This window comes from Pseudomonas sp. LBUM1643 (assembly GCF_059716215.1).
Window position 1 is genome coordinate 1810491 of record NZ_CP166813.1, and the last position, 22356, is coordinate 1832846.

24 protein-coding genes and 1 riboswitch are annotated in these 22356 nt (G+C 59.3%); of the genes, 20 read left to right on the forward strand and 4 right to left on the reverse strand.

The genetic code is table 11. The annotated features are described in order from the left end of the window. The first annotated feature begins 20 nt into the window (after positions 1 to 20). From ACA063_RS08155 to ACA063_RS08170, 4 genes are all read left to right on the forward strand, one after another. Complete coding sequence (locus tag ACA063_RS08155; RefSeq protein ID WP_497665435.1) at positions 21 to 1094, forward strand: AI-2E family transporter; 1074 nt, start codon at positions 21 to 23, stop codon at positions 1092 to 1094. 230 nt (positions 1095 to 1324) lie between these two features. Further along, entirely contained in the window at positions 1325 to 2029 is a 705-nt protein-coding gene (gene hda, locus ACA063_RS08160; protein ID WP_008033543.1) for a DnaA regulatory inactivator Hda, read from the forward strand. Positions 2030 to 2242: 213 nt separating this feature from the next. Beyond that, positions 2243 to 2875 carry a C40 family peptidase gene (locus ACA063_RS08165; RefSeq protein WP_497665436.1) on the forward strand — a complete coding sequence of 211 codons (633 nt, stop codon included), beginning with the start codon at positions 2243 to 2245 and terminating at the stop codon, positions 2873 to 2875. A gap of 165 nt (positions 2876 to 3040) precedes the next feature. Continuing rightward, positions 3041 to 3580 carry a C40 family peptidase gene (locus ACA063_RS08170; protein ID WP_497665437.1) on the forward strand — a complete coding sequence of 180 codons (540 nt, stop codon included), beginning with the start codon at positions 3041 to 3043 and terminating at the stop codon, positions 3578 to 3580. A 122-nt stretch (positions 3581 to 3702) separates the two neighbouring features. Here the strand turns inward: ACA063_RS08170 and ACA063_RS08175 are convergent, their stop codons facing one another. Further along, positions 3703 to 5016, reverse strand: a complete 1314-nt coding sequence (locus tag ACA063_RS08175; protein ID WP_497665438.1) for a PQQ-dependent sugar dehydrogenase — start codon at positions 5014 to 5016, stop codon at positions 3703 to 3705. A gap of 151 nt (positions 5017 to 5167) precedes the next feature. Then, positions 5168 to 5400: riboswitch (cobalamin riboswitch) on the forward strand. An 81-nt stretch (positions 5401 to 5481) separates the two neighbouring features. Here ACA063_RS08175 and cobO point away from each other — a divergent pair. From cobO to ACA063_RS08245, 14 genes are all read left to right on the forward strand, one after another. Next, on the forward strand, positions 5482 to 6093 hold the full coding sequence (gene cobO, locus ACA063_RS08180; RefSeq protein WP_074874701.1) for a cob(I)yrinic acid a,c-diamide adenosyltransferase: 612 nt from the start codon (positions 5482 to 5484) through the stop codon (positions 6091 to 6093). Continuing rightward, on the forward strand, positions 6090 to 7487 hold the full coding sequence (locus ACA063_RS08185; protein WP_497665439.1) for a cobyrinic acid a,c-diamide synthase CobB: 1398 nt from the start codon (positions 6090 to 6092) through the stop codon (positions 7485 to 7487). Before cobO ends, ACA063_RS08185 begins: the two co-directional genes overlap by 4 nt. Further along, complete coding sequence (bluB, locus tag ACA063_RS08190) at positions 7484 to 8134, forward strand: 5,6-dimethylbenzimidazole synthase (RefSeq protein WP_497665440.1); 651 nt, start codon at positions 7484 to 7486, stop codon at positions 8132 to 8134. Before ACA063_RS08185 ends, bluB begins: the two co-directional genes overlap by 4 nt. Then, complete coding sequence (cbiB, locus tag ACA063_RS08195) at positions 8131 to 9039, forward strand: adenosylcobinamide-phosphate synthase CbiB (RefSeq protein ID WP_497665441.1); 909 nt, start codon at positions 8131 to 8133, stop codon at positions 9037 to 9039. Before bluB ends, cbiB begins: the two co-directional genes overlap by 4 nt. Beyond that, entirely contained in the window at positions 9032 to 10024 is a 993-nt protein-coding gene (gene cobD / locus ACA063_RS08200; protein ID WP_497665442.1) for a threonine-phosphate decarboxylase CobD, read from the forward strand. The genes cbiB and cobD overlap by 8 nt, the downstream gene beginning before the upstream one ends. Then, complete coding sequence (locus ACA063_RS08205; protein WP_497665443.1) at positions 10021 to 11535, forward strand: cobyric acid synthase; 1515 nt, start codon at positions 10021 to 10023, stop codon at positions 11533 to 11535. The genes cobD and ACA063_RS08205 overlap by 4 nt, the downstream gene beginning before the upstream one ends. A gap of 87 nt (positions 11536 to 11622) precedes the next feature. Further along, on the forward strand, positions 11623 to 12144 hold the full coding sequence (cobU, locus tag ACA063_RS08210; RefSeq protein WP_497665444.1) for a bifunctional adenosylcobinamide kinase/adenosylcobinamide-phosphate guanylyltransferase: 522 nt from the start codon (positions 11623 to 11625) through the stop codon (positions 12142 to 12144). Then, complete coding sequence (gene cobT / locus ACA063_RS08215; protein ID WP_497665445.1) at positions 12141 to 13196, forward strand: nicotinate-nucleotide--dimethylbenzimidazole phosphoribosyltransferase; 1056 nt, start codon at positions 12141 to 12143, stop codon at positions 13194 to 13196. Before cobU ends, cobT begins: the two co-directional genes overlap by 4 nt. Then, a complete protein-coding gene (cobC, locus tag ACA063_RS08220) occupies positions 13193 to 13768 on the forward strand; it encodes an alpha-ribazole phosphatase family protein (RefSeq protein ID WP_497665446.1) in 576 nt (191 codons plus the stop codon). The genes cobT and cobC overlap by 4 nt, the downstream gene beginning before the upstream one ends. 2 nt (positions 13769 to 13770) lie before the next feature. Further along, the gene (locus ACA063_RS08225; RefSeq protein ID WP_497665447.1) at positions 13771 to 14502 is read left to right on the forward strand and encodes an adenosylcobinamide-GDP ribazoletransferase; all 732 of its coding nucleotides are present in this window, start codon (positions 13771 to 13773) and stop codon (positions 14500 to 14502) included. Positions 14503 to 14615: 113 nt separating this feature from the next. Further along, on the forward strand, positions 14616 to 15020 hold the full coding sequence (locus ACA063_RS08230) for a MarR family winged helix-turn-helix transcriptional regulator (protein ID WP_497665448.1): 405 nt from the start codon (positions 14616 to 14618) through the stop codon (positions 15018 to 15020). A 52-nt stretch (positions 15021 to 15072) separates the two neighbouring features. Next, on the forward strand, positions 15073 to 16281 hold the full coding sequence (locus ACA063_RS08235; RefSeq protein ID WP_497665449.1) for an MFS transporter: 1209 nt from the start codon (positions 15073 to 15075) through the stop codon (positions 16279 to 16281). Beyond that, positions 16278 to 16400 (forward strand): hypothetical protein, encoded by a 123-nt coding sequence (locus tag ACA063_RS08240; RefSeq protein ID WP_497665450.1) that lies wholly within the window; start codon positions 16278 to 16280, stop codon positions 16398 to 16400. Before ACA063_RS08235 ends, ACA063_RS08240 begins: the two co-directional genes overlap by 4 nt. Before the next feature lie 55 nt (positions 16401 to 16455). Beyond that, on the forward strand, positions 16456 to 17007 hold the full coding sequence (locus ACA063_RS08245) for a glutathione peroxidase (RefSeq protein ID WP_162436089.1): 552 nt from the start codon (positions 16456 to 16458) through the stop codon (positions 17005 to 17007). Between the two features lie 89 nt (positions 17008 to 17096). Here the strand turns inward: ACA063_RS08245 and ACA063_RS08250 are convergent, their stop codons facing one another. The 3 genes from ACA063_RS08250 to ACA063_RS08260 form a co-directional block, all read right to left on the reverse strand. After that, the gene (locus tag ACA063_RS08250; RefSeq protein WP_497665451.1) at positions 17097 to 18368 is read right to left on the reverse strand and encodes an OmpP1/FadL family transporter; all 1272 of its coding nucleotides are present in this window, start codon (positions 18366 to 18368) and stop codon (positions 17097 to 17099) included. A 146-nt stretch (positions 18369 to 18514) separates the two neighbouring features. After that, on the reverse strand, positions 18515 to 18997 hold the full coding sequence (locus ACA063_RS08255) for a hypothetical protein (RefSeq protein WP_194690604.1): 483 nt from the start codon (positions 18995 to 18997) through the stop codon (positions 18515 to 18517). Between the two features lie 275 nt (positions 18998 to 19272). After that, positions 19273 to 19497 (reverse strand): hypothetical protein, encoded by a 225-nt coding sequence (locus ACA063_RS08260; protein ID WP_162436092.1) that lies wholly within the window; start codon positions 19495 to 19497, stop codon positions 19273 to 19275. 985 nt (positions 19498 to 20482) lie between these two features. On the opposite strand from ACA063_RS08260, the gene ACA063_RS08265 reads away from it, so the two are divergent. Both ACA063_RS08265 and ACA063_RS08270 read left to right on the forward strand, forming a co-directional pair. Further along, positions 20483 to 20806, forward strand: coding sequence for a sel1 repeat family protein (locus ACA063_RS08265; RefSeq protein WP_497665452.1), 324 nt, complete (start codon positions 20483 to 20485; stop codon positions 20804 to 20806). A gap of 175 nt (positions 20807 to 20981) precedes the next feature. After that, complete coding sequence (locus ACA063_RS08270) at positions 20982 to 22346, forward strand: DNA recombination protein RmuC (RefSeq protein ID WP_178114271.1); 1365 nt, start codon at positions 20982 to 20984, stop codon at positions 22344 to 22346. Positions 22347 to 22356: the final 10 nt, after the last annotated feature.

A 22356-nucleotide genomic window follows, 5' to 3' on the forward strand; every position in this document is an offset into this window, starting at 1 on the left:
GAAGCAAGCAGGAGTGGTTCATGGCCGATACGCGGCGTTGGTTCTGGTTGGGTGGGGTTGTCCTGCTCTGCGCGTTTGTCTGGCTCTTGCATCCGATCCTGACGCCATTTCTGGTAGCGCTGCTGCTGGCCTATCTGTTCGATCCCCTGGTGGATCGACTGGAGAAGGCTGGCCTGTCCCGAACCTGGGGCGTGGTGGCGGTGTTCGCGTTGTTCACGTTGATCTTCACCACACTGTTGCTGGTGTTGGTGCCAATGCTCGCCAAGCAACTGTTCCGCTTGTACGAGTTGGCGCCGCAGATGCTCGACTGGCTGCAGCACACAGCATTGCCCTGGGCGCAATCGAAGTTTGGCTTGTCTGACGGCTTCTGGAAGTTCGACAAGCTCAAAGCTGCGATCAGCGAGCATATGGGCCAGACCACTGACATTGTTGGCGTGGTGTTGAGTCAGGCGACAGCCTCGAGCCTCGCGGTGATCGGCTGGCTGGCGAATCTGGTGCTGATTCCTGTGGTGAGTTTCTACCTGCTGCGGGACTGGGACCTCATGATGGCCAAGATCCGCAGCCTGCTGCCGCGAGATCGTGAAGAACGCATCGTGACCCTGGCAGGCGAATGCCACGAAGTCCTGGGGGCGTTCGTGCGTGGGCAATTGCTGGTCATGGTGGCGCTGGGCGTTATCTATGCCGCGGGCTTGATGCTGATCGGTCTTGAGTTGGGGTTGTTGATCGGTCTGATTGCCGGCCTCGCCGCCATCGTGCCTTACATGGGGTTTGTCATCGGGATCGGTGCGGCGTTGGTCGCGGGCTTGTTCCAGTTCGGAGGTGACCTGTATCCCATGATCGGCATCGTCGCGGTGTTCATGGTGGGTCAAGCGCTGGAAGGTATGGTGCTGACACCGTTGCTGGTGGGGGACCGAATCGGCCTGCACCCGGTTGCGGTGATTTTTGCGATTCTGGCGGGGGGTGAACTGTTCGGTTTCACCGGCATTCTGCTGGCGTTGCCGGTGGCTGCGGTGATCATGGTGCTTGTGCGCCATATGCATGATTTGTATAAGGATTCAGAAATCTACAGCGGCGAGGACGAACCCGAGCTTTAACGCTCACGTATGGTTCATCACCACTCGCCCGGTCACGTGCCGGGCGGGTGTGCATTCGCTGGGTGGCTGTCGCATTCACCGCCAAAGAAACTGTCATAAAACCAGTGCGTTAACGCAAACCTTTGATTTTGCTTGTGGTCTGTCGCATTGTGCGGCCCGCGTCACGGGTATAAACTTCGCAAACTTTACATAGAGGCCACTAACGGTTCCCTCGGAACTGTTCAGTCAGCATGAAACCGATTCAGCTGCCCCTAGGTGTGCGTCTGCGTGATGACGCCACCTTTATCAATTACTACCCAGGCGCCAATGCCGCTGCACTCGGCTATGTCGAGCGGCTCTGCGAAGCCGACGCCGGCTGGACTGAAAGCCTGATTTATCTGTGGGGCAAGGACGGGGTAGGGCGTACGCACCTGTTGCAAGCAGCCTGTTTGCGCTTCGAACAGTTGGGCGAGCCGGCGGTGTATCTGCCGTTGGCAGAGCTGCTGGATCGCGGCATCGAAATCCTCGATAACCTCGAACAATACGAACTGGTCTGCCTCGATGATTTGCAGGCGGTCGCCGGGCGTGCCGATTGGGAAGAGGCGCTGTTCCATTTGTTCAACCGTTTGCGCGACAGCGGTCGGCGCCTGCTGATTGCCGCGTCGACGTCTCCGCGTGAATTGCCGGTGAAGCTGGCGGATCTCAAGTCCCGGCTGACGCTGGCCTTGATCTTCCAGATGCGTCCGCTCTCCGATGAAGACAAATTGCGCGCATTGCAACTGCGCGCTTCCCGCCGCGGCCTGCACCTGACGGATGAAGTCGGGCATTTTATTTTGACCCGCGGCACCCGCAGTATGAGTGCGTTGTTCGAACTGCTTGAGCGACTCGATCAGGCCTCTCTTCAAGCTCAGCGCAAGCTGACAATTCCGTTTCTAAAAGAAACTCTGGGTTGGTAAAACCACCGTTCTGCAGGGCTTTGGGCACATTTCAGGCGTCAGACATTCCGCTGTCCTACACGTTGTAGGCTGCGAGAGTGTCTAAATGGGGCTTTAGCGCTTAGATGTAAACGCGAAACCGAAAAGTCACATAAAGTTCGATAGAATTTGCAAATGAGGATGATAGCGGGCATAGTCTCGGCTTCTTTACAACTATCAGCCACGGTCGTGCCCATGCTAAATCGCTTCGCACCCCTCGTGCCTCTCGCACTCGTTACCCTGTTGTTCGGTTGCGCTGCTCACTCTCCAGTTTCCGAGCAGACGTCACAGCAGCAGCAACAGTTCAAAAACACTGTTACCGCCCAAGCTTCTTCCGTTCAATACCTGGAAGAGATGGCCACCGAAAAAGAACTGGCGACCTTTGCTGATGGCAAGTCGTACCAGCTTCCGGTTCTGGCCGACAGCATTCTCGAACGTGGCATGTCCCTGATCGGTACCCGTTACCGTTTTGGCGGTACCTCTGAAGCCGGTTTCGATTGCAGCGGTTTCATCGGCTACCTGTTTCGTGAAGAGGCCGGCATGAACCTGCCGCGCTCCACTCGCGAAATGATCAACGTTGATGCTCCGCTGGTCTCCCGTAACAACCTCAAGCCAGGTGACCTGCTGTTCTTCGCCACCAATGGTCGTCGCGGTCGCGTCAGCCATGCCGGTATCTATCTGGGCGATGACCAGTTTATCCACTCCAGCAGCCGCCGCAGCGGTGGTGTTCGGGTTGATAGCCTGGGCGACAGCTACTGGAGCAAAACCTTTATTGAAGCCAAGCGCGCACTCGCGATGGCTCCGACTGTGGTCACGGCGCGCAAGTAAGCTCACAGTTTGTAAGGTGAACTTAAAGTCTTACTTGAAGTTTGCCGTATAGCGTCTAGAATCCTGATCTATTATTGATGGCAAACCGCCTGCGTTACGCGCAGGCGGTTTTCTTTTCTGCCGTTTCGGTGGAAATAGCCGCAGCCAGATCAGGATGTTCTGCTTATGACGACGTCGGCCCGCCTCACCCTCCTGCTCTTAGCAGCGTTGCTCAGCGCTTGCGCCAGCCGCACTCCACCGCCAGCCGCACCGGTTATTCGCGCTCCCATCGTATTTGGTCCTGCCCAACCTTTTTCGCCTGAGGCGGAAGACGTGCTGTTTCGTGCGTTGGGCCTGGTGGGAACGCCTTATCGCTGGGGCGGCAACACGCCGGACTCGGGGTTTGATTGCAGTGGACTGATTGGCTACGTCTACCATGATGTCGCTGGTATTACCCTGCCACGTACCACCCGCGAGATGATCGGCATGCAAGCCGCCAGCGTCGGCAAGGAAGGGCTGCAAACCGGGGATCTGATCTTTTTCGCCACCAACGGTGGTTCCCAGGTCAGCCATGCCGGGATCTATGTAGGTGAAGGCCGCTTCGTTCATGCGCCAGCCACTGGCGGTACGGTGAAGCTGGACAGCCTGTCCAAGGCTTATTGGCAGAAGGCATACCTGAGCGCCAAGCGAGTCCTGCAGCCGGAACACCTGGCACGCAATCCGTAACAGGCGTCCGTTGCGCCCAAAAAGATTAAGGTTGGACAAAAAAAAATCGCAGCTGTCTGCAGTACCTGAATGGACGAACCTACGTCCCCAGAAGCTGCCGATAGCTGCGATTTTTTTTGACCTTATTTAACTGCCGACACCCGCCACACTTTGTTCCCTACGTCATCTGCCACCAGCAAAGCACCCTGCTGATCGATCACCACGCCTACTGGCCGGCCCATGGCTTTTTCGTCTTCATTAAGGAAGCCAGTCAGGACATCGACCGGCTGCCCGGTAGGCTTGCCCGCGCTGAACGGCACGAAAATCACTTTATAACCGCTGTGCGGCTTGCGATTCCATGAGCCGTGCTGACCAATGAACGCGCCTTCCTTGAACTGGGCTGGCAGTGTGTTGCCTTGCGCAAACGTCAGGCCGAGGGAGGCGGTGTGTGGGCCTACCGCATAATCTGGAGCAATCGCCTTGGCCACCAGGTCGGGGTTTTGTGGCTCAACGCGAACGTCTACATGTTGGCCGTAATAGCTGAACGGCCAGCCATAAAAGGCCCCGTCCTTGACCGAGGTGATGTAGTCCGGCACCAGGTCACTGCCGATTTCGTCACGTTCGTTGACAGCGGTCCATAACGCGCCGCTATCCGGCTCCCAGGCCATGCCGTTGGGATTGCGCAGGCCCGAAGCGAAAATTCGGTGATTGCCGGTCGCGCGATCCACTTCCCAAATGGCCGCGCGGCCTTCTTCCTTGTCCATTCCGTTTTCCGCGACGTTGCTGTTGGAGCCAACGGTGACGTAAAGCTTGTTGCCATCCTTGCTGGCGATAACGTTTTTGGTCCAGTGATGGTTCAGCGTACCACCCGGCAAGTCGACCACTTTGATCGGTTGCGATTTGATCGCCGTGTCACCGTCTGCATAGTGGAAACGCAACAAGCGGTCGGTGTCGGCGACATACAGATCATTGCCGACCAGGGTCATGCCGAAGGGCGAATTCAGGTTCTCCAGAAACACGGTGCGGGTTTCAGCAATGCCGTCGTGATCCTTGTCCCGCAGCAGCGTGATGCGATTTGGACTTGGGACGCCAGCCCCCGCGCGTCCCATGACGGTCTTCATGACCCAGCCTTTTATGCCTTTGCCATCATCGGGCTTTGGCGGTGCGTTGGTTTCCGCCACCAGCACATCACCATTGGGCAGCACGTAGAGCCAGCGTGGGTGATCGAGCCCTTCGGCAAATGCCGCCACCTGCGTGCCGGCCGCGGCTGTCGGTTTGGCACCGTCAGCCCAGCCGACGGCCGGGGCGATGTTCACCGTCGGTATCAGGGTCTTGTTCGGTTCTGGCAGCTTGGGTGACGGACCGGTGCCGTCGGAGACTTGCAGGCTGGAGGTTTCACCGCAGGCGACGAGACCTCCGGCGAGCGCGATGACGAGAACGAGCTGGGGTTTGCGCATGCTGATCTTCCCTTTAAATGCATTGACCTGATCAGTAGAGAAGCGCAAATGTGCGATGGTTCAACGGGGCACAATCAATCAAACGATCTGCGGCAGTTATTCGCGCAGACAAGTCCCGTCTTTAATTGACGCTCCACCCCCAACCCTCTAACCTTCGCGGCTTGTTTCAGGTGCTCTGTGACGTCGTCGACAGAGTGAAACAGGGAAGCCGGTGAGTGATCGCTTTGTTGCACGAAGCTTCGCGATCCCGGCGCTGCCCCCGCAACGGTAAATGAGTAAAAACTGCGCCTTGTGCCACTGTGTCGATTATCGGTATGGGAAGGCGCGCAGTTCGGCGTCAAGCCGCTCATGAGCCCGGAGACCGGCCTGATCCATCCAGCGGCATCACGGTGGGCGATGCCAGGCTTTTTGCCGTCTATTCTTGTGCCTGCCCGCCGTTATCCAGCCCCAACGGAGAGCTTCCCCATGACTGATACCCCTGATCGCGACGAACGCCACCTGGCGCGCATGTTGCGCAAAAAAGCCGTGATCGACGAACGCATCGCCAACTCCCCGAATGAATGCGGCCTGCTGCTGGTGCTCACCGGCAACGGCAAGGGCAAAAGCAGCTCGGCGTTCGGCATGCTTGCCCGGTCCATGGGGCATGGTATGCAGTGTGGTGTAGTGCAGTTCATCAAGGGGCGTAACAGCACCGGTGAAGAACTGTTCTTCCGCCGCTTTCCGGAGCAGGTGCGTTTTCATGTGATGGGCGAAGGTTTCACCTGGGAAACCCAGGACCGTCAGCGTGACATTGCTGCTGCCGAAGCGGCGTGGGCAGTTTCTCGTGAATTGTTGCGCGATCCGTCGATAGGTCTGGTGGTGCTGGACGAGTTGAACATCGCGCTCAAGCACGGCTATCTCGACCTCGATCAGGTACTCAGCGATTTGCAGGCCCGCCCGCCGATGCAGCACGTCGTGGTAACCGGGCGCGGCGCCAAACCGGAAATGATTGAACTGGCTGACACCGTGACCGAAATGGGCGTGATCAAGCATGCGTTCCAGGCCGGGATCAAAGCGCAAAAAGGCGTCGAATTGTGAATCAACCCCGTCATTGCCCCGCGGTACTCATCGCCGCGCCGGCCTCCGGTCAGGGCAAGACCACCGTCACCGCTGCGCTGGCCCGTTTGCATCGCAATCAGGGGCGCAAGGTCCGCGTATTCAAATGCGGTCCGGACTTTCTGGACCCGATGATTCTCGAGCGCGCCAGCGGTTCGCCGGTCTATCAACTGGACATGTGGATGGTTGGCGAGCAGGACAGCCGTCGGCTCCTGTGGGAAGCCGCGGGTGAGGCAGACCTGATCCTCATTGAAGGCGTCATGGGGCTGTTCGACGGCACACCGTCCAGTGCCGATCTGTCGCGGCATTTCGGTGTGCCGGTGCTGGCCGTGATCGACGGCACGGCCATGGCGCAGACCTTTGGTGCGCTGGCGTTGGGGTTGGCGCGGTATCAGCCAAACTTGCCGTTTGCCGGCGTATTGGCCAATCGGGTCGGTACCTTGCGCCATGCGCAGTTGCTCGAAGGCAGCCTGACGGAAGGGTTGCGTTGGTACGGCGCATTGTCCAGAGAAACCGGGATTCAATTGCCGAGCCGGCATCTCGGCCTGGTGCAAGCGAGTGAGTTGAACGACCTGGACCTGCGCCTCGATGCCGCAGCCGATGCACTGGCTGGCAGTTGCGAAGTTGCGTTGCCCCCGGCGGTGGAATTCGCCGCGCCGGATGTGATCGTCGCCGAGCCCTTGCTGGCGGGCGTGCGGATTGCCGTGGCCCGTGATGAAGCGTTCGCTTTCACCTATGGCGCGAGCCTGGATTTACTGAGGGCCATGGGTGCCGAGTTGCTGTTTTTCTCGCCGATCCGGGACGCCCATTTGCCCGACGCGGACAGCCTGTATCTGCCAGGCGGTTATCCCGAATTGCACCATGTAACACTGTCACAGAACACCTCGATGCTGAATGCGATTCGTGCTCACCATAGCGCTGGTAAACCACTGCTGGCCGAGTGTGGCGGCATGTTGTACCTGCTCGACTCATTGACCGATGTCGACGGCACGCGCGCGAAGCTGGTCGGCTTGTTGGCGGGAGATGCAGTGATGCAAAAGCGACTGGCGGCGCTGGCGTTGCAGGCGGTCGATTTGCCCGAAGGCTCACTGCGCGGGCATACCTATCACCACTCTTTGACCAGCACCGAGCTTCAACCGATCGCCCGTGGGCTGAGCCCGAACGGTGGGCGCGGGGCCGAGGCGGTTTATCGTGAGGGGCGGATGACGGCTTCTTACGTGCATTTTTACTTTCCGTCGAATCCGTCCGCGATTGCTGCACTGTTTGCGCCTGACCGTGAAGTAGCCATCGCTGGCAAGTCGAGTCGTCGCACCGCAGCTCTCACAGTTGATCACCTGCTCCTTGTGGGAGCTGGCTTGCCAGCGAACAGGCCATGACCGACAACACATTTTCTGAAGCCGAACGCGATGCAGTCTATCGAGCCATCGCCGAACGCCGCGACATGCGCCACTTCAGCGGTGGCACCGTCGAGCCCGAACAGCTGCAACGCTTGCTCCAGGCCGCCCACCAGGCGCCCAGTGTCGGCTTGATGCAGCCTTGGCGTTTCATTCGCATCAGCGACCGGGCCTTGCGTGGCCAGATTCAATCGCTGGTGGAAGAAGAGCGCATTCGCACTGCCGAAGCCCTGGGCGAGCGCACCGACGAATTCATGAAGCTCAAAGTCGAAGGCATCAACGACTGTGCCGAAGTCCTGGTTGCCGCGCTGATGGACGATCGTGAGCGGCATATTTTCGGCCGTCGGACCTTGCCGGAAATGGACCTCGCCTCAGTGTCCTGCGCGATCCAGAACCTGTGGCTGGCGTCTCGTGCCGAAGGGTTGGGCATGGGCTGGGTGTCGCTGTTCGAACCCCAGGCCCTGGCGGATTTGCTGGACATGCCAGAAGGCGCCAAACCGGTTGCCGTGTTGTGCCTGGGCCCGGTGAAAGCGTTTTATCCAGCGCCAATGCTGGTGCTCGAAGGTTGGGTGCAGGCGCGTCCGCTGAGTGAACTGCTGTATGAAAATGTGTGGGGAGTGAGTCAATGAGTGTGGCGTTGTTGAGTGTCGCCGCCGTGGCGCTGGATGCGCTGCTGGGTGAACCGAAACGCTGGCATCCGCTGGTGGCGTTCGGCCGATTTGCCGACCGCATCGAGCAACGTTTCAACAGTGGTGGACGCGGCTGGCGTAGCCATGGCGTGACCGCCTGGGTGATAGCTGTGCTGCCGCTGACCGTGTTGGCGACGGCATTTTCCTGGGCGCCTTATGTCGGCTGGATCGTGGAGATTCTCGCGCTCTATTGCGCGCTTGGCATGCGCAGTCTCGGCGAGCATGTCGAGCCCGTGGCCAAGGCCCTGCGCAGCGATGATCTGGAAGAGGCGCGCAAACGCGTGGGGTATCTGGTCAGTCGCCAAACCAGCGAACTGGATAAAACCGAAGTCGCCCGCGCCGCGACCGAATCCGTATTGGAAAACGGCAGTGATGCGGTGTTTGCTGCGCTGTTCTGGTTTGCCGTGGCCGGCGCGCCGGGCGTGGTGCTCTACCGTTTGAGCAACACCCTGGACGCCATGTGGGGTTATCGCAACGAACGCTTCGAGCGGTTTGGCTGGGCGGCGGCGAAGATAGACGACGTGCTCAATTACATTCCGGCACGGCTGGTGGCATTGACTTACGCCCTGTTGGGGAAAACCCGGCTTGCATTGAAATGCTGGCGCACCCAAGGGCCGACCTGGGACAGTCCGAACGCCGGTCCGGTGATGGCAGCCGGTGCTGGCGCGCTTGGGGTCGAGTTGGGCGGGGCGGCGATCTATCACGGTGAATTGCATCAGCGCCCGCCGCTGGGTGAAGGTGAGCCTGCGAGTGCCGACTCCATTGATCGAGGCTGGCAATTGGTCCAGCGCGGGGTATGGTTGTGGCTGTTGATTCTCTGCGTGGGTGCTGAATTTTATGCTTGAACACGGTGGCCGTTTACGCAAGGCGGCGCTCGAGTACGGCATCGCCGAAGCGGATTGGCTCGACCTGTCCAGTGGGCTCGCACCCTGGCCGTTCCCGGTCCCGGAGATCCCTTTGCAGGCCTGGGCACGTCTGCCTGAAACTGACGACGGTCTGGAACAGGCCGCCTGCGATTATTACGGGGCCGTTCAAGTGCTGCCGGTGGCCGGCTCGCAAATGGCGATCCAGCTGCTGCCGCGTTTACGTCGCTCCGGCAAGGTCGGCGTGCTGTCGCCCTGTTACGCCGAACACGCCGAAGCGTGGCGCCGCAGCGGCTATATCGTGCGCGAGGTACTTGAACAGGAGGTCGACTTCTATATCGACAATCTGGATGTGCTGGTGGTGGTCAACCCGAATAACCCCACAGGATTGAGTCTGACGCCGAATCGCTTGCTCGACTGGCACGCGCGACTGGCACAGCGCGGTGGTTGGCTGGTGGTGGACGAGGCATTCATGGACAACACGCCGCAGCTCAGCCTGGCACCGTATGCCCATCAAGTGGGTTTGATCATATTGCGTTCCTTCGGCAAGTTTTTCGGCCTGGCCGGTGTGCGGCTGGGGTTCGTCCTGGCTGAGCGAAAGCTGCTCAAATTACTCGCGGAGCAAGTGGGGCCGTGGGCGGTCAGCGGACCGACTCGCGTGCTCGGCCAGGCGTGCTTACGGGATGTCGAAGGGCACGCTCACCAGCGTAAACGCACGGACGAAGCTGGCAAACGCCTGGCGCAATTGCTTGAACAGTATGGTTTTGCGCCCCATGGCGGTTGCGCACTGTTCCAGTGGTTGATGATCGAGCGCGCTGCAGAACTGCATGAATTCATGGCCCGGCGCGGAATTCTGCTGCGGTTGTTCACCCACAACAGCAGCCTGCGATTCGGTTTGCCCGCCGATGAAGCAGACTGGGTCCGGCTGGAGCAATCGCTTCAAGCCTTCGTCAAGGAAACGCAATGACCACGCTGATGGTGCAAGGCACTACGTCCGATGCCGGTAAAAGCACCCTGGTGACGGCGCTTTGTCGTTGGGTGGTGCGCCAAGGGGTAAGCGTTGTGCCGTTCAAGCCGCAGAACATGGCGTTGAACAGTGCAGTGACTGCCGATGGCGGCGAGATCGGGCGCGCGCAGGCGGTGCAGGCACAGGCTGCCCACCTGGAACCCCACACCGACATGAACCCGGTGCTGCTCAAACCCAACAGCGACACCGGTGCCCAGGTGATCATCCATGGGCGGGCGGTGACGACCATGAACGCCGTCGCCTATCACGACTACAAAGCCATCGCCATGCAAGCCGTACTGGCCTCCCATGCTCGCTTGAGTGCGGCGTATCCGGTGGTGATGGTGGAAGGGGCAGGGTCGCCGGCGGAGATCAATCTGCGCGCCGGCGACATTGCCAACATGGGCTTTGCCGAAGCGGTCGATTGCCCGGTGGTGTTGATTGCCGATATCAACCGTGGCGGCGTTTTCGCGCATCTGGTGGGCACGCTGGAACTGCTGTCCGCCAGTGAACAGGCGCGGGTGAAAGGCTTCATCATCAATCGCTTTCGCGGTGACATTGCGTTGTTGCAGCCTGGTCTGGACTGGCTGGAGGCGCGCACTGGCAAACCGGTGATCGGCGTGCTGCCCTATGTGATGGACTTGCACCTGGAAGCCGAAGACGGCATCGACCAGCGTCAGACCGTTAAGGCAGAGCAGGTGTTGAAAGTCGTGGTGCCGGTTCTGCCGCGCATCAGCAACCACACTGATTTCGACCCGCTGCGCCTGCATCCCCAAGTTGATCTGCAGTTCATTGGCCCCGGCCAACCGATTCCACCGGCTGACCTGATTATTCTCCCTGGGTCGAAAAGCGTGCGCAGTGACCTCGCGTTCCTGCGCGCCAATGGCTGGGACACCGCGATCGCCCGTCATCTGCGTTATGGCGGAAAATTGCTGGGTATCTGTGGTGGCCTGCAGATGCTCGGTGAGCAGGTGCATGATCCGCTTGGCCTCGAAGGCGCGCCGGGTTCCAGTGCCGGTTTGGGTTTGCTGGCGTTCGAAACCCAGCTCGAAGAAGAGAAGCAGCTGCGCAATGTGCGCGGGCGCCTGATGCTGGAAGACGCTGTCGTCAGTGGTTATGAAATTCATGCCGGGGTGACCACCGGGCCGGCGCTGGAGAACGCTGCGGTGCAGCTCGACGATGGTCGCTGCGACGGTGCGCAAAGTGTTGATGGGCAGGTGTTTGGCACCTATCTGCATGGTCTGTTCGAATCACCGGCGGCATGCAGTGCGCTGCTGCGCTGGGCGGGATTGGAGGATGTGCAGGACGTGGATTATCACGGGTTGCGTGAGCGGGATATCGAGCGGTTGGCGGATCTGGTGGAGCAGCATCTGGATACAGCGTTGTTGCGTCAGCTCTGTGGTTTCCAAGTTGACCGGGCCGGCCTCATCGCGAGCAGGCTCACTCCCACTGGAGATCTGCAGTGGACATAAAATTTGTGTTCACCATCAATCATCTGTGGGAGCGAGCCTGCTCGCGATAAGGCCCGATGCCTCACCGAAGATTTCAAGGAATAAACCATGCTCCAACTGATCCTCGGCGGTGCCCGCTCCGGCAAAAGCCGCCTGGCCGAAAAGCTCGCTTCTGACAGCAAACTGGCGGTGACCTATATCGCCACCAGCCAGCCTCTGGATGGTGAAATGAGCCAGCGGGTGCTCCATCACCGCGCGCGTCGTCCAGCCGAATGGGCGCTGATCGAAGAACCCCTTGAGCTCGCTCGCGTGCTGCGTGAAACCGCTGGCGCCGACCGCTGCCTGCTGGTCGATTGCCTGACCTTGTGGCTAACCAATCTGCTGATGCTCGACGATGCCGAACGGCTGACGGTCGAGCGTGAAGCGCTGCTGGATTGCCTGGCGTCGCTGCCGGGTGAAATCATTTTTGTCAGCAACGAGACCGGAATGGGCGTCGTGCCGCTGGGCGAATTGACGCGTCGCTATGTCGATGAAGCCGGTTGGCTGCATCAAGCCTTGGCCGAACGCTGCCAGCGCGTCGTACTGACTGTCGCCGGTCTGCCCCTGACTTTGAAAGGAACCGCGTTATGACTCAATCCTGGTGGCTGAACCCTTGCAAGTCCATCGACGCCCAGAGCATCGAACAGGCTGAGGCCCGGCAACAACAGCTGACCAAGCCCGCGGGTTCTCTCGGTCGTCTCGAGTCGGTGGCGGTGCAACTGGCGGGGATGCAGGGGCAGGTCAAACCCTCCCTCGATCAACTGTGGATCGCCATATTTGCCGGTGACCACGGTGTGGTTGCCGAAGGTGTGTCTGCTTTTCCCCAGGAAGTGACCGGGCAGATGCTGCACAACTTCGTCAGCGGCGGTGCGGCGATCAGTGTGCTGGCGCGTCAGTTGGGCGCTTCGCTGGAAGTGGTGGACCTGGGCACCGTCAATCCGGCGCTGAATTTGCCTGGTGTACGCCACTTGAACATCGGTCCCGGTACGGCGAATTTTGTAGAAGCTGCGGCCATGACTCAAACCCAGGGTGAACTTGCGCTGCAGGCGGGACGCGACAGTGTGCAGCGAGCACTGGCGGCGGGTGCGCAATTGTTCATCGGTGGCGAAATGGGCATCGGCAACACCACCGCAGCCAGTGCATTAGCCTGCGCGCTGCTCGATTGCCCGGTGGTGTACCTCACCGGGCCGGGCACCGGGCTGAACGCAGCGGGCGTCAGCCATAAAGCCCAGGTCATCGAGCGCGCATTGGCGTTGCACAATGCTCAGCGTGGCGATGCCTTGCAGACGCTGTTCAACCTCGGCGGTTTCGAAATCGCAGCACTGGTCGGCGCCTATCTGGCGTGTGCGCAGGAAGGCGTTGCAGTGCTGGTGGACGGTTTCATTTGCAGTGTTGCCGCGTTGGTGGCGGTGCGGTTGAACCCGCAATCTCGTCCTTGGCTGTTGTTCGGTCATCGTGGCGCCGAGCCGGGTCATCGGTACGTGCTGGAAGCGCTGGGTGCTGAACCGCTGCTGGACCTCGGTCTGCGCCTGGGCGAGGGCAGTGGTGCGGCGTTGGCCGTGCCGTTGCTGCGTCTGGCCTGCGACCTCCACGGCCAGATGGCGACTTTCGCCGAAGCCGCCGTCGCGGACCGTCCGGCATGACCTTGCGGCTCGATCTGTTGCGTCACGGCGAAACCGAACTCGGCGGCGGCTTGCGCGGCAGTCTCGACGACGCGTTGACTGACACCGGCTGGGCGCAGATGCGCGGGGCCGTCATCGAGCAAGGCCCGTGGGACCGTCTGGTCAGTTCGCCGTTGCAGCGTTGCGCGCGGTTTGCCCACGAACTCGGTGCGCAATTGGGCTTGCCGGTGCAACTCGAAAAAGATCTGCAGGAGCTGCATTTCGGTGCCTGGGAAGGGCAGAGTGCCTTGGCGCTGATGGAGACCGACGCCGAAGCGTTGGGCCAGTTCTGGGCTGACCCCTATTCGTTCACACCGCCTCAGGGCGAGCCCGTCGTGGACTTTTCGGCGCGGGTATTGGCGGCAGTCCAGCGTCTGCACGCGGCCTATGCGGGGGAGCGGGTGCTGTTGATCAGTCACGGAGGCGTCATGCGGTTGTTGCTGGCTCAGGCCCGGGGATTACCGCGCGAGCAATTGCTCAACGTTGAAGTCGGGCACGGCGCGTTGTTTTCGCTGGCGGTCGAGCCCGGCGGCTTATTGCGGGAAGCGAGCTGAAGATGCTGCCATTCTGGATTGCCTTGCAGTTCCTGAGCAGCTTGCCGATTCGTCTGCCGGGCATGCCGGCGCCGCAGGAACTCGGGCGGTCGTTGCTTTTCTATCCGCTGGTGGGGCTGCTGTTTGGTGTGATTCTGTGGGCGATGAACTGGCTTTTGCTTGGTACGCCATTGTTGCTTCACGCCGCATTGCTGCTGACGACTTGGGTATCGCTCAGCGGCGCTTTACACCTTGATGGCCTTGCCGACAGCGCCGATGCGTGGCTCGGAGGATTCGGTGATCGAGAGCGCACCCTGACGATCATGAAGGACCCGCGAAGCGGGCCGATTGCCGTGGTGACGCTGGTGCTGGTGTTGCTGCTCAAGTTCGCTGCGTTGCTGGCGTTGATCGAACAGCATCACGGCCTTGTCCTGATCATCGTTCCGCTGATGGGGCGCGCTGCATTGCTGGGGTTGTTCCTGACCACGCCTTATGTGCGTGCAGGCGGATTGGGGCAGGCGCTGGCTGATCATTTGCCGCGATTGGCCGGTAAGCGTGTGCTGGCGCTGAGTGCGTTGGCCTGCGTACTGATTGCGGGTTTGAGCGGTGTTGTTGCGCTGGTGCTGGCGGCGCTGGTGTTTGTCTGGCTGCGACAGGTGATGCTGCGGCGATTGGGTGGGGCGACGGGGGATACGGCGGGCGCGATGCTGGAGCTGCTTGAGGTCGCGGTGTTGGTCGGCGTGGCGTTGATCTGAGACTGGCGTATTGACCTTTTCGTTGGCGCTTTCGGGTGAAACGAGGCTGCGATCTTTCTGCCTGACCTTATCTGTAACTTGATTTAACTGACTCGCGGGTATATACACGCATCATGCTCGACTCCCAATGTTTATGTATCAACCTGCGTCGCGCCGCTCGTGGCGTCAGCAGGCATTACGACGGCGCTCTCGATGGCTTCGGGATCAACGTCGCCCAGTATTCTCTTCTGTGCAATCTGCAGCGCCTCGATCAGCCGAGTATTTCCACTTTGGCTGAAGCCATGGGCCTTGATCGCAGCACCTTGGGGCGCAACCTTCGGGTGCTTGAGGGGGAAGGCCTGGTGATGCTGGTTGAGGGCGAGGACATGCGCAATCGCATCGTCAGGCTCACCGATGCCGGGGCTGACCGCCTCGCAGCGGCCCTTCCGGCCTGGGAAGCGGCGCAGCAGCGACTGGTTGAACGTCTGGGCACCGAGAAGCGTGAAATCTTGCTGAAATTGCTGGATGAACTGGCTTGAGGCCAGTTTGTTCAGTCTTAAGCGGGTATATACCCGCGACCGGAGAACAAGAATGACATCGATGTGGCGTACGTGTGGTTGGGTTCTGTTGGGGAGTGCGCTGATCCTGGCGTTATCGCTGGGTGTGCGACACGGTTTCGGGCTGTTTCTCGCGCCGATGAGTGCCGAGTTCGGCTGGGGGCGTGAAACGTTCGCCTTCGCCATTGCCTTGCAGAATTTGATCTGGGGGCTCGCGCAGCCTTTCACTGGCGCCCTGGCTGATCGCTTTGGTGCGGCGAAAGTGGTGCTCATCGGGGGCATTTTGTACGCGGTGGGTCTGGTGTGCATGGGGCTGTCCGATTCGGCGCTGACCCTGTCCCTGAGTGCCGGATTGCTGATTGGTATCGGTCTCTCGGGTACGTCGTTCTCGGTGATTCTCGGCGTGGTCGGGCGCGCAGTGCCGCCTGAGAAGCGCAGTATGGGTATGGGCATCGCCAGTGCCGCCGGCTCCTTCGGTCAGTTCGCCATGTTGCCGGGCACCCTGGGATTGATCGGTTGGCTTGGCTGGTCCGCGGCTTTGTTGGTGCTGGGACTGCTGGTGGCGTTGATCGTGCCGCTGGTGAGTATGCTCAAGGACAAACCGCTGCCAACGCTGGGTCATGAGCAAAGCCTCTCTGAAGCGCTTCGCGAGGCCTGTTCCCATTCGGGTTTCTGGCTGTTGGCGTTCGGCTTTTTTGTCTGTGGTTTCCAGGTCGTATTCATCGGCGTACACCTGCCGGCCTATCTGGTGGATCAGCACCTGCCTGCCACCGTCGGCACTACCGTTTTGGCACTCATCGGGCTGTTCAATATTTTCGGTACCTATAGCGCCGGATGGCTGGGTGGACGGATGTCCAAGCCCCGTTTGCTGACCGGTTTGTACCTGTTGCGGGCCGTGGTGATCGGGCTGTTCCTGTGGGCGCCGGTGACCACGACGACCGCGTACCTGTTCGGCATGGCGATGGGGTTTCTGTGGCTGTCGACCGTTCCGTTGACCAACGGCACCGTGGCCACCTTGTTTGGTGTGCGAAACCTGTCCATGCTCGGAGGGATTGTTTTCCTCTTTCACCAGCTGGGTTCCTTCCTCGGAGGCTGGTTGGGCGGGGTGGTGTATGACCGGACCGGGAGCTATGACTTGATTTGGCAGGTAGCGATTCTCTTGAGCCTGTTGGCGGCAGCGCTGAATTGGCCCGTTCGTGAGCAGCCTGTGGCGCGCCTGCAAACCCAGCTGAGTGCGCTATGAACAGACTCTGGCCGCGCATCCTCCTGGCGGGCGCTGGCACGTTGCTGCTGGCACTGGTGTGGTGGGGTTGGCATCAGGGCGGACTGGCGCTGATGCAGTTGGGCATGGGCGCTTGCTAGCAGGGCGTCAGGACGAGTAACTTCTTCCTGACGATCTTCTCAAGGATGCACGGTTATGCAGATGCGCTGGCTTGCAGTTCCCGCGTTACTGGTTGCGTTTTGTGGTGTGGCCCAAGCGGCGGAATGTCCGGAATTGTTGCAAGGTTCGTTGCCGAAACTGCGTGCCAAGGAATCAATCGACCTGTGCCAGCGCTTTGCGGGCAAACCATTGGTGGTGGTCAATACCGCGAGCTTCTGTGGGTTCGCCCCGCAATTCAAAAGTCTTGAGGCGTTGAATCAGCGATATAAGGCTCAAGGCCTGGAGGTGATCGGCGTACCTTCCAATGACTTCAAGCAAGAGTCCAAGGACGGTGCTGAGACCGCCAAGGTCTGCTACGTGAACTACGGCGTGACGTTCACCATGACCGAACCGCAGAACGTCCGCGGCGCCGATGCGACTCATCTGTTCAAGGTGCTCGCCGAACAGACCAGCGCCCCGAAGTGGAATTTCTATAAGTATGTGGTCGATCGCCAAGGCAAGGTGATCGCCAATTTCTCCAGCCTGACCAAGCCCGACGATCCGGAATTCATTGCCGCGGTGGAGAAAGCCCTGGCTTCGCAACCCTGATCGCCACCCACTAAAAAGCCCCGGCTCTTAGCAAGAGAGCGGGGCTTTTTTGATTCAGGTGGCGAGCCGTTCAGGTTCGCCGTGAATCATCAGAAGCGGTAGGTTGCACCCACACCGAAACCGTTCGCCCAGTTTTCGTACTTGGCGTTGTAAGTCTGACCACGGTCGTTGCTGTTGTTAACCTTGACCGAATCTTCACGCAGGTACGAATACGCTACGTCGATGGTCAGGTCGTCGGTCGGGCTCCAGCCAGCGCCCAGGCTGAAAATCTTGCGATCGCCAGTCGGGATGCGTGGGGAGCGGTCTTCGTTGTTGGTCGGTGCCTGGTCGAAGGACAGGCCGGTACGCAGCACCCATTGCTTGTTCAGCTGATAGGACGCGCCGATGGCGTGAGCCCAGGTGTCGTGCCAGTTCTGTTCTTCGGTGATGGTCCCGAATTGACCATTGAGGACCGCAGGAACGCCGCTGTTTTCAACGGTGATCTCTTTCAAACGGCTCCAGCGAGTCCAGGTGCTGCCTGCGTAGAGGGTCCACTGGTCATCCAGTTTGTGCGTGACCGAGAAGTCCACCGACTCAGGCGTCGTCAGGTCCAGGGAGGCATCGTACTTCTGGCTAGGGTTTTGACCGATCAGGCCCAGGACGTTGTAATTGACCTTGGTGTTGCCTTCGAGCTTGTACTTCACTTTCGAGTGGTAAGTCAGGCCGAGGCGGGTGCTGTCGGTGGCTTGAACCAGCACGCCGATGTTGTAGCCCAGCGCGGTGTCGTCACCCTTGATCTTGACTTCGCCATCTGGCGCGGCCTGGGTGATCGACAGGTTCGATTCCAGCTTGCCGTCGATACGGTTGATGGTCGGACCGAAACCGATGGACACCTTGTCGTTGAAGGCGTAGCTGACAGTCGGTTGCAGGGTCACGATTTTAACGTCGCTCTTGCTGCCGAAGTAACGGCCAGCGAAGCCTTGCTCGTAGTCGGTCACCAGGCCGAACGGAGCGTAGATGCCCACACCGACTGCCCAATGGTCGTCGATTGGCTTGACGTAGTAGCCCATAGGTACGGCGATGAAGGGAACCATGTCGCCTTTGTTGCTGCCGCCGTTCGGGCTGGAGCTGGCGTTGCTGATATCGGTGTGTGCGTCGAGCATTGCAGCGCCGCCGGTGACTTGTTCGCGCTTGATGCGCGACATGCCGGCAGGGTTGCCAAAAATGGTGCTTGCGTCATCGGCAGAGGAAGATCGCCCGGCAAAACCTGTACCCATCCCGCTGATACTTTGTTCGTTGATGGCAAAGCCAGCTGCAAAGATCTGGGTGGATGCCAGGGTAACGGCGAGGCTAAGGGTGGTTTTGAGCATTACTTTTTTCATTATTAGAACTCCTGGTGATCACCGGGGCGAAAATTACCAACATTTTCGTCCCAGCGCTATAGGCTGTATCGCTTGAGTTAGAGCGGTTTTGTAGGACAATCCGACCGGATTCGCGACCTGTTGAGCGATCTTGTGAAATGGGCGGATCAGCAGGCGACCTGATTCAAAGTTGAAACACAGGTTTGCCAGGCGCAGGTGAAGTCTCTAAGACGTCCTTGGGGCTGGAAGGTCTGGCGCCAGATTCGGGCCATTCCCAGCAGGTCGTCTGCTTCGGGGAGCGAGGTGTTTTGTTCTTCGACCAGCAGCCAGGCGATGGCAGTGGCGTAACGCAGGTTGACGGTCAATTCCAGGTGCGGGCTGCTAAGGAAAGCATGTTGACTCGCCAGGCCTCTTACCAGGCTGGCGCGTTCCGGATCGAGGGCCAGATAATGGTCCCAGAGCGCTTGATGACGGGGTTCGGCGATTCGGTAGAGGCCATGGCCGCGGCGGTCATGAAGGGCGGATCCGAGGGCAGACTGGCTGGCGGCGATGCCCAGCAACAGGGATTCGGCAGTTGCGCTATGACGCCCGAGATAGAGCAAGGTCGGACGGATCACATAACGGCACAGTTCGCTGGCAGCGATACCCATAAAGCCCTCGAAACATAAAGTGGGCGGCGATGCCTGAAGGGGCCTTGGCAGCAGTGAATCGACTCAGGCTCGCCGGAAGCGGATCACGCCGCTTGAGTTGAAGTGTAGTGTCATATTCACGCTGTAAAGGCCTGTTTTTAAAATATTTCCGGCGCGGAGTTATAACCGTTATATCGGTTAGTACTTAGGCCTTGGCGACGACAAGGGAAATATCAGGCAATAAAAAGCCCTGCTATTGAAGCAGGGCTTTTGAGGTTTTCAGCCTTTCTGGCGTATCAGGCAACCAGTGCCTGACGGGTACGATCGATCACGGCCTGCAGCGGTTCTGCGCTGGAGTATTGATCGGGGTACAGGCGTTCGCTGTGACGAGCGATACCGTGTTCGTTAACCAGTGTGAAGCTGAAGCAGCCTTTGCGAGCGGCCATGATCAGGCAGTTCATTGGTGCAAAAGCGTTGGTTAAGGTGCGAATTGCATCTTGGGTGTGGATTTGAGTAGTCATTATTGGGTGTTCCTACAAGCGACACGGATAAGAGCCGTGCAAAATTAAAACGTTCCAGTGACGACGACCACCGTTGGTCGAACGAAGAACCCGACTGGAACAAAGCAGCCAGTTTGAAGCGCTGATAATTGGCGCGCTTGGGCTGGCAGGTAGGTACTTAGGAGGGCAGGCAACACATCAAGGGCAAAGGTTCTGGGCCCGGGGTGAAGATCCTGATCAATTTGCAGGCTGGTTCGTTCAGAGTAAGTGAGCTTGGCAACACCCTTTGCTTTTGATTCAAAGGCTGTGTTGACACAAGGTTTACCTGGAAACCATCGAGGTGGTCGATCCCGCTTGTTCGGTGGAGGCTTCCTTTGGGAAGGCTGACCGGGGGGATTTGTTCGACCAGAATTGACTTTCAGCTTGGTACTAACGCCGCGGATACTAACGGATTGAATTTGAGAATGGAAGTGTGTTAGCAAAAAAGATTGCCATTGAGCGCATTGGAAAGGGGCAGGCGGACGCTGATTTCCGGTGATTGCGCAGGCCGTAGCCCGTCATCCGACGGCTGGTGCGCCGTTTTGCGGCCGGCTTGGATCAACGTGATGCACGGTAAACCGAGGGTTATCCCCAGCTTCATCCATCAAAATGCGTCAAAAAAGCGCACCGATATAACCGCCTTGCAGGTACTTGTGCACATTAGTTGCGAACGTTGTCACCCCGCTGTCATCTTGCCTTCAAACGCAGTGGGTGCCTGTAACCAAAATTTAAGTCAATGAAAAACATCGCTTTTTTTTACTGGTGAAAAAATCGTCAGTTTGACTGCGAGCCCCATTCCACAGGGGTTTGCGAGAGTTCAAGGGCGGTTGTCCACTGACTTATCCACAGCTTCTGTGGATTGTCCCGAGCGCTTGCTCTAGGACGGGCGTGCCGGGTTTTTTTAGGCTTTACCTGTAAGAAAAAAAGAGTAGAGTGGCGCGCCTTCCGATCTGCCCTACAGTGTTTTATGAAGTTTCGTTCAGTATCAGTTTCCGTAACCACTCCACCGACTGCTGTTACCCCACCCAAACGCTTTTCAATGCGTGTGGCCGAGTGGCTACTGGACAGCCCGCGCCTTAGCGAAAATACCAACGTCAAACACTTTGCCGGACGCCTGCTCAAGCAACCGGCGCGTGAAGGTATCGTGGCGGCGCAAAGCCGCCTCGGCCAGTTGATGTGCCGCGAATGTGGCAACGCCCGGGACCGTCGTATCGGCCAGGACCTGTTGCGCCAGGCGGCACGGGCAGGTGATCGACGCGCCCAGCGCGAGCTAGGCCTGGCCGAAGACTGAGCTGTCCAAGACCTGACGCCTTGGTTAACCTTCAGGCTTTATCGAATTAGCAGGAGTGGCTATGGCTATGGACTTGACCAGCATATTGCTTGGTCTGGCAGGTGCGGCATTGCCATTGTTGGTAATGGCCTGGCAACTGCAGCGTCGCGCGAGCACCCTTCAGTCAGAGGTAGCACTGCTGCAAGAGCGCTTGTCCACAGCCCAGCTGGCGCAGGATGGATTGAACGCCCAGCTCGACGCCTGTCGCGATGAAATCGGTGATTTGAGTCAGGTCAACACCCTGCGGCAATCGGATCTGGCGGCTTTGCGTCGTGAAGTCGAGCTGCTGCAGATCGAACGCGATGACGCACGCGATGCATCGCACGCATGGAATATCGAACGTGCCGGCAAAGAGGCAGATTTGCGTCGCCTCGACGCGCAGACCGCTTCGCTCAACGCCGAGCTGCGGGAGCAGCGGGAAAGCCACCAGCAGCGTCTCAATGACCTGCAAGGCTCGCGAGACGAGCTACGTGCGCAGTTTGCCGAGTTGGCGGGCAAGATTTTCGATGAGCGTGAGCAGCGTTTTGCCGAATCCAGCCAGCAACGTCTTGGTCAACTGCTCGATCCGTTGAAAGAACGCATTCAGTCCTTTGAAAAGCGCGTTGAGGAAAGCTACCAGGCGGAAGCGCGAGAGCGTTTCTCCCTGGCCAAGGAGCTCGAGCGCCTGCAGCAGTTGAACCTGCGGTTGAGCGACGAGGCGACGAACCTTACCCGCGCCCTGAAGGGGCAGAAGACTCAAGGCAACTGGGGCGAGCTGATTCTTGAGCGCGTGCTGGAGCACGCAGGACTGGAAAAGGGCCGTGAGTACCAGACTCAGGTCAATCTGAAAGGCCCGGACGGCGAGCGTTTTCAGCCGGACGTGATCATTTATCTGCCGGGTGACAAGCAGGTGGTGGTCGACTCCAAGGTCAGTCTTACGGCCTATCAGCAATACGTCGCGGCCGAAGACGATGCCATCGGCCAGATCGCCATCAAGCAACACGTGCTGTCCCTGCGCAATCACGTGAAAGGCTTGGCGGGCAAGGATTACAAGCGGCTGGACGGCTTGCACAGCCTGGATTTCGTCCTGCTTTTCGTGCCGATAGAAGCGGCGTTTTCCGCGGCACTGCAGTCCGAGCCAACGCTGTTTCAGGAGGCGTTCGACCGCAATATCGTGATCGTCAGTCCGACAACCTTGCTCGCCACGCTGCGTGTCATCGACAGCCTGTGGAAGCAGGAGCGCCAAAGCCAGAACGCTCGGGAAATTGCCGAGCGGGCGGGTTGGCTGTACGACAAATTCGTGTTGTTCATTCAGGATCTGGATGAAGTCGGCAATCGCCTGCAGCAGTTGGACAAAGCCTACAGTTCGGCGCGTAACAAGCTGACAGAGGGCCGTGGCAACCTGGTGAGTCGCAGTGAACAGCTCAAGTTGCTGGGCGCGCGGGCGAGCAAGAGTCTGCCAGCTGATTTGCTGGAGCGGGCGATGACGGATGTGGACGGATTGGCTGAGTTGCCAGAATAAAGATCAAAAG

Bases quoted from the DNA above. Each gene is read 5' to 3' on its own strand.
- ACA063_RS08260 (WP_162436092.1), bottom strand. From the start codon at position 19,497: ATGACTACTCAAATCCACACCCAAGATGCAATTCGCACCTTAACCAAC.
- ACA063_RS08245 (WP_162436089.1), top strand. From the start codon at position 16,456: ATGCAGATGCGCTGGCTTGCAGTTCCCGCGTTACTGGTTGCGTTTTGT.
- cobT (WP_497665445.1), top strand. From the start codon at position 12,141: ATGACTCAATCCTGGTGGCTGAACCCTTGCAAGTCCATCGACGCCCAG.
- cobO (WP_074874701.1), top strand. From the start codon at position 5,482: ATGACTGATACCCCTGATCGCGACGAACGCCACCTGGCGCGCATGTTG.
- ACA063_RS08205 (WP_497665443.1), top strand. From the start codon at position 10,021: ATGACCACGCTGATGGTGCAAGGCACTACGTCCGATGCCGGTAAAAGC.
- cobD (WP_497665442.1), top strand. From the start codon at position 9,032: ATGCTTGAACACGGTGGCCGTTTACGCAAGGCGGCGCTCGAGTACGGC.
- ACA063_RS08155 (WP_497665435.1), top strand. From the start codon at position 21: ATGGCCGATACGCGGCGTTGGTTCTGGTTGGGTGGGGTTGTCCTGCTC.
- ACA063_RS08240 (WP_497665450.1), top strand. From the start codon at position 16,278: ATGAACAGACTCTGGCCGCGCATCCTCCTGGCGGGCGCTGGCACGTTG.
- cobC (WP_497665446.1), top strand. From the start codon at position 13,193: ATGACCTTGCGGCTCGATCTGTTGCGTCACGGCGAAACCGAACTCGGC.
- ACA063_RS08170 (WP_497665437.1), top strand. From the start codon at position 3,041: ATGACGACGTCGGCCCGCCTCACCCTCCTGCTCTTAGCAGCGTTGCTC.
- ACA063_RS08165 (WP_497665436.1), top strand. From the start codon at position 2,243: ATGCTAAATCGCTTCGCACCCCTCGTGCCTCTCGCACTCGTTACCCTG.
- ACA063_RS08250 (WP_497665451.1), bottom strand. From the start codon at position 18,368: ATGAAAAAAGTAATGCTCAAAACCACCCTTAGCCTCGCCGTTACCCTG.
- hda (WP_008033543.1), top strand. From the start codon at position 1,325: ATGAAACCGATTCAGCTGCCCCTAGGTGTGCGTCTGCGTGATGACGCC.
- ACA063_RS08175 (WP_497665438.1), bottom strand. From the start codon at position 5,016: ATGCGCAAACCCCAGCTCGTTCTCGTCATCGCGCTCGCCGGAGGTCTC.
- bluB (WP_497665440.1), top strand. From the start codon at position 7,484: ATGACCGACAACACATTTTCTGAAGCCGAACGCGATGCAGTCTATCGA.
- ACA063_RS08225 (WP_497665447.1), top strand. From the start codon at position 13,771: ATGCTGCCATTCTGGATTGCCTTGCAGTTCCTGAGCAGCTTGCCGATT.
- ACA063_RS08230 (WP_497665448.1), top strand. From the start codon at position 14,616: ATGCTCGACTCCCAATGTTTATGTATCAACCTGCGTCGCGCCGCTCGT.
- ACA063_RS08265 (WP_497665452.1), top strand. From the start codon at position 20,483: ATGAAGTTTCGTTCAGTATCAGTTTCCGTAACCACTCCACCGACTGCT.
- cobU (WP_497665444.1), top strand. From the start codon at position 11,623: ATGCTCCAACTGATCCTCGGCGGTGCCCGCTCCGGCAAAAGCCGCCTG.
- ACA063_RS08255 (WP_194690604.1), bottom strand. From the start codon at position 18,997: ATGGGTATCGCTGCCAGCGAACTGTGCCGTTATGTGATCCGTCCGACC.
- cbiB (WP_497665441.1), top strand. From the start codon at position 8,131: ATGAGTGTGGCGTTGTTGAGTGTCGCCGCCGTGGCGCTGGATGCGCTG.
- ACA063_RS08235 (WP_497665449.1), top strand. From the start codon at position 15,073: ATGACATCGATGTGGCGTACGTGTGGTTGGGTTCTGTTGGGGAGTGCG.